The sequence below is a fragment of the Pseudomonadota bacterium genome (genome assembly GCA_010028905.1).
Taxonomy (GTDB): Bacteria; Vulcanimicrobiota; Xenobia; order RGZZ01; family RGZZ01; genus RGZZ01.
This window is the reverse complement of sequence record RGZZ01000334.1, coordinates 1-5,671: the sequence shown is the minus strand read 5'-3', so window position 1 is coordinate 5,671 and position 5,671 is coordinate 1. Positions and strand designations below refer to the sequence as shown.

4 protein-coding genes are annotated in these 5,671 nt (G+C 65.8%); all 4 read left to right on the top strand.

Features of this window, described 5'->3' with window-relative positions; genetic code table 11:
- Nucleotides 1-110: 110 nt before the first annotated feature.
- A complete protein-coding gene (locus EB084_18360) occupies nucleotides 111-2,900 on the top strand; it encodes a hypothetical protein (protein NDD30224.1) in 2,790 nt (929 codons plus the stop codon).
- 66 nt (nucleotides 2,901-2,966) lie between these two features.
- Nucleotides 2,967-3,416: a type II secretion system protein gene (locus EB084_18355; GenBank protein NDD30223.1), complete on the top strand. Its 450-nt coding sequence runs from the start codon at nucleotides 2,967-2,969 to the stop codon at nucleotides 3,414-3,416.
- Nucleotides 3,407-4,177, top strand: a complete 771-nt coding sequence (locus tag EB084_18350; GenBank protein ID NDD30222.1) for a hypothetical protein — start codon at nucleotides 3,407-3,409, stop codon at nucleotides 4,175-4,177. Before EB084_18355 ends, EB084_18350 begins: the two co-directional genes overlap by 10 nt.
- Nucleotides 4,178-4,284: 107 nt before the next feature.
- The gene (locus EB084_18345) at nucleotides 4,285-5,541 is read left to right on the top strand and encodes a hypothetical protein (protein NDD30221.1); all 1,257 of its coding nucleotides are present in this window, start codon (nucleotides 4,285-4,287) and stop codon (nucleotides 5,539-5,541) included.
- Nucleotides 5,542-5,671 lie beyond the last annotated feature (130 nt).

The following is a 5,671-nucleotide window of genomic DNA, read 5'->3' as shown; positions in this document are numbered from 1 at the left end:
TGCGCCGCCGTGTGGGTGCCCGATGACACCACGCATGCGCGGTACTCGTTCTTCAAGCCGCAATGAGGGGAGGGGGAGTCTCTCCCTCTTTTCTTGAAGAAAGGTCTTTGATGAGAAGCAGAAGACGCGGCAGCGTTCTCGCCGGGGCCATGGCGGTCATCTTCATGCTCATGGTCATCGCCATGTCGATGCACTACTACCAGAGCATGACGCGCCAGTCGGCCATGGCGGCCGAAGGCGATCTGCGCTTCCGCGAGGGGCGTCGCTACGTGCTGGCCCAGCAGCTGGGCACGGGCATCACGCCGCCCAGCGGCCTTGTCATCACGGGCAATGTCACCAACGATACGCCGGGTGACGCCGCGGTGCTGGCCGATCTCTACGCCAAGAACATCTTCGACCGCGACAACGGCCTGCCCGATCTGCGCGCCCTGGGCAGCGCTCCGCTGCACGCCATTCTGCGCCTGAAGCCCTTCACCACTGACTTCGCGCTCATGGTCTTCGGCAAGCGCACCTACATCGACGTGCTCAGCATGGTGCCGGGGTGGGCGGCCTACGCGCCCAAGGGCAACGTCACCATCGGCGATCTGCGGGGGTGGTCGAACCCCTCCTACGGCGATCCGCGCAAGAGCACCGAGGCCTACAGCGGCGTACCCGCCAAGGTGTACGGCCGCAAGGACGTCAACGTCGACTTCGCGACCTACGGAGAGCTGTACACGGTTGACGGCACGGCCAAGATCAAGAATGGGCCGGGCGTTGCCTACAAGACCAAGGAGCCCGTGCTGCGCGAGTACGCTGACGCCTTCTTCACCCAGGCCACCGCGGCGCGCGACGCCCTGGTGTCGGCCGCGGCGAGCGGCGACAAGACCGCTTCGCTGGTCTCAGAGTCGGTGGGGCCGTCATCGATTCTCGACCTGTTCTTCGGAGGCTCGAGCGGGCTCGAGCAGTTCCTCAGTCTGCGCAACGCCAACCATTTCTGGATGCCGATGATCCCGGGCTTCTCGCCGTATCCACCGTACGTCTACGAGTTCTACTTCAGCGTGCCGTTCCCCCCGGACAACGCTTCGTACGACGTGAACATGGCCGAGACCGTGAGCCAGGAGATCGCCGACCTGCAGAAGCTGCTGCCGCCCGCGCAGGAGGCCGAGAAGAAGGCGGGCGAGGCGCTCAAGAAGGCCCAGAACGACTACAATGCCAACCAGACCGACGCGAACCTCGATGCCCTGAAGGCAGCACAGACTGATTACAACAAGAAGCTGGCCGATCTCAACAACATCCAGGCCCAGATCGACAGCAAGACCGCGCAGCTCAACACCATGGTCCAGAACGGCATGGGGAGCGGTATGCAGAGCGTGCCGCCCACCCGCGCCCAGGATCCGGACGGCACCGAAGGCATCACCGGATGGAACTACTCGGTGGCCGGCAAGCTGCTCGGCAGCCTCATCGGCTTTCTCGCCTTCGACGCAAAGAAGATTGCCGACTCGGTCTCGAACGACGACGTGAAGCTCGTGCACTTCGGCGGCAAGGACAGGCTCTTCGGATTCGTGCTCGACGAGGGGCACATGGTGCTCGACGGCACCGTCACGGTGCCGCGCGGGCGTTCCTTGAGCCTGCGCAGCGCGGGCACCATCACCGTCCGCGGCGATCTCTGGCTGCAGCGCGGATCGACCCTGTATGCCGACTGCCCGCGCCTGACCCTCGAGACCCCGCCCGGCAACGTGGGCTCGAGCAGCTTCTGGACGCCCTGCGGCCGTGTCTTTCTCGAGGAAGGGGCGTCACTGGTCTGCACGGGTGACGTCGACGTGCCCGGGTCGCTGAAGTGGGGGTCGGTGGTGGTGGGCGGCATTCCCGGCAAGATCCACCCCATCACCACGGCCATCATCGGCCGCAACGTGAAGCTCACCAACGGGGTCTTCTCCGGCAGCGCCCTCGACGATCTGCTTGCCGAGGCCGGCAAGCTCGTGCCCTCACTGGCCTCGGTGAACAACAAGCTTCTGCGCGGTTCTCGGGCCCTTCTGGGCGCGCAAGCCGTACTTTGCCAAGTACGCCTCCACGTTCCAGGTCATCTTCCCCCCTACGCCGTTCTTCGGCGTGCCGGGGCCGCCCATTCCCACTCCCATCCCCCTGCCCCGCAAGAACATGATGGTGCCCATCGCTCGCGCGCTCGCCTATGTCTACTCGGTGTCGCTGAACATGAGCGTGGGCGAGAACTTCCTCACCCACTGCGACTGGTGGATCTTCGGCGAGGGCGTTGTGCCCATGGTTCCGCAGATCGACGTGAAGGGCGTGGTGACCTCGATCATCGATCTGCCGTCGACGGCCGCCAACTCGATCAGTCCGGAGACCGTGGTGAAGAACCTCATCGACTCGGTGGTGAAGACCCTGGTCACCTACGTGGTCACCGAGGTGATCAAGAAGATCGTGGCCAAGGTGGCCCTGGCCGTCATTCCCTATGGCGGCCTCGCCGGCATCGTCACCGATCTGCTCTCGAGCGTCACCGATTCGCTGGCCCAGAAGGAAGGGGCCGTTTCCACCTCCGGCAAGGATCTCGTGGGCAACCTCACCGACTCGGTGAAGAATGCGGGCAAGAGCACCCTCGACAAGCTGCAGTCGCTGCTCAACGTAGACGACCCGGACGTCTTCATGCGCGAGTACAACGGCGTGATGGTCTACGGCGACAGCATCACGGTGGGAGGCGCGAGCGCCTGCGGCCTCTTCCTGGCCGAGAACAACATCGCCATCACCTCGGTGCGCTGCGTGGGCACGCTGCTGTCGCACAGCGGCAGCATCACCTGCGCGAGCCTCATGTTCTACCCGTACTTCAACCGCGCGTCGCTCTACCTGCCCAAGGCCACCTCCGAGAACTGGATCGACCGGGCCGCCGAGCTCAAGTACGACAGTGATTTCAGCAGCAGCGCGGCCATCGACGTGGGCCCGCCCCAGGTGCCCAAGAAGCTCACGGCAGAGGGGTGGGCGAAGTGAGGCGGCGGGGGTTCAGCATTCTCGAGCTGGTGCTGGGGTTCGCCATTCTCATTCTCGCGGTGGTGGTGTTCTTCAGCGTCTTCTCGAATTCGTCGCAGCAGGCGGTGCAGAGCCGCAACCGCAGCGTGGCCCTCATCATGGCCCACAGCCTCATGGATGAGATGGAAGCCCACCCCTACGGATCGGCCTGGCCCAAGCGCTGGAAGGCCACCACCGAAACGCCCGTGAAGGTGTGGGTCGAGGGAAATCCGCAGGAGATGATCTTCCACAAGGCCATCACGTTCACCAACGGCAGCTTCGTGGGCGACGTGGCGGGAGACACCGACGAGGCCACCATCACCATCTCATGGCGTGAGGGCATCGGGGTGGCCGAGCCAGGGGTGGTCGACCCCAATGACAACAAGGTGATCAAGGTGCGCATGCCGCTATGGCGATGAGACGCGGCTTCACCATCATCGAGATCGTGGTCTACAGCTTCCTTGCGCTGCTGGCGGCCTTCGTCATCTTCACCCTCTATACCGTGGGCACGCGCGCCCGCCAGGTCTCGGTGTCATCGTACCTCGTGAGCGTCGATACCGAGGCCGCCATCCGCTGGATGCGCCGCGACCTGCAAGAGACCGCCCTGGTGAGCGTGCGCGTGTTCCCCAACGACGCGGCCCCCAACGAGCCGCCAGGCTGCTCGTTCGTGAGCGCCCGCGACCCTGGCGACCTCGATGAGATGAAGCTCAACATCAATCCCTACGGTGCGCCGCTCTGGACCAAGACCGTGTTCTACACCCTGCAGAAGGGGGCGCGCACGGGTCAGCTGGTGCGCTGGGAGAAGCCCCTCGACGCCAGCCAGAAGGACAACGTGCCGCGCGCCAGCGACACCATGCCCAGCGCCATCCCGTCCGACGTGAAGACGAAGCGGGTGCTCATGAGCGACACCCTCGAGCCCGATGTGACCGTCACGGGGCTCAACGGATCGCCCGGCTGGAAGACCGACAAGTATGGCGGGTTCTGCGTGCAGTTCATTCGGCGCCAGGGGGGTGAGGGGGGCGACGAGACCCTTACCTCGGTGAGCCCGGCCGACCACGACAACGGGGGCGATACTGCCAACAACACCAGCCTCCTGTCGGTCGAGCTGAAGGTGCTTGCCAGCGACACCTCACGCCCCAGCGTCTACGACATCGAATACCGCGTGCATCCTCGGTACTGAGGGGCGCGGGTCGATCTGGGCGTGAGCGTTGGCGGCCGTGTTCGCGGAGCTGCGTGGGTGCTTCGTATGGGGCGGCTGAGTTCGTCTGCTGATGGCGAAGGACCTCAGTGCGAGACCATCGTACCCCCTCCTATGCAGGTCTCGTGGTGCACAAGCGGGCTCAGCCAGTTCAGACCGGGTGCTCTCGCGTGAGGCTTTCCTGGAGCGATGACACCGGTCGTCGTGAGGCGGGCGCGCTTGCCGAGCTCGACCTGTTGCGCCAGGCGGTGGCGCTTCGTCCGCACCAGGCGCGCTACCACTATGCGCTGGCGGAGGCCCACTTCCGCGCGGAGGCTTTCGAGGCGGGCCTCGAGGCCTTCGACAAGGGCGTTGCGTGCGAGCCTGCCCAACCCAGGCAGCTCGCGCCGTATCTTCGGGCGCTGTGCGCGGTAGGCCGCGCCGACGAGGCCCTGACCTTGATCGGGTCCCGCTTCCCCCGACTCGACAGCCATCCGGACCTGCTCGCGTGTCGCGGAGCTGCACACCTCAAGCGGGGAGAGCTCGAGCGCGCGGTTGCAGATCTGCGCGGTTCCCTGCAGCAGGCGCCCAGGAGCGCGCTGACCCTCTCGCTGCTGACGAAGGCCCTCAGCCAGCAGCGCGACTGGCAGGGGCTCGTCGACGTCGCAGAAGGGCTGCGCGGTGCGGGCGTGCTGAGCAACACCGTCGTTCGGGCGCTGATTCAAGGCCTGACCCATCTGGGACGCGTCGAGGAGGCAGCGAGCTGGGTGGCCTTCGAGGACGTCGTGCGGGTGCGCGACCTGACGCCTCCCTCGGACTGGCCCTCTCTCGAGGCGTTCAACGCGGCGCTGGTCGCTGATGTTCGGTCTCCGCACAAGATCCGTCTGCGAGACGTGCCGCGCCTACGCCTCACCGGGGGGGAGCAGGTGGAGGATCTCCACGTCGACAGCAGCCCTGCCATGGGCGCGCTCATGTGCCAGATCCGCGAGGCGGTTCAAGACTACGTCGATCAAGCCGCCTCACCGGTTCGAGCGCTGCTCGACGCCCAGCGGGGCGAGGTCATGGCCGTGCGCGCCTGGGCGCTGCTGCTGGGGGAGAGCGACACGCAAGACGATCACTTCCATCTCGAGTCGATGCTGGCTGGGGTCTACTACGTCGACGCCCCCGCCCAGGTGCTCGTCGAAGGCTGCACAGACGGGTGCCTGCTGATTCCCACCGAGACCGCGGTCGCGGGAGGACCGCGGGCCATCCAGCCGCGACCGGGCCGACTCGTGCTCTTCCCCGGTTACGTCAATCATCGCACCACCCCGACGAATGCCGATGCGACCAGGGTCTCCATCGCGTTCAACGTGGTGGCGGTGGCATAGAGAGATGAACGCGAGGCCGATGTGGTCACGATTCCTGGCGCGTGTCGCGCGCACAGCGGTCTTCGCCGGCATGATGGCTGTGCTGACGCTCTCCTCGAGCGCGTGGGCAGATTCACCCCCCCCCGCATCC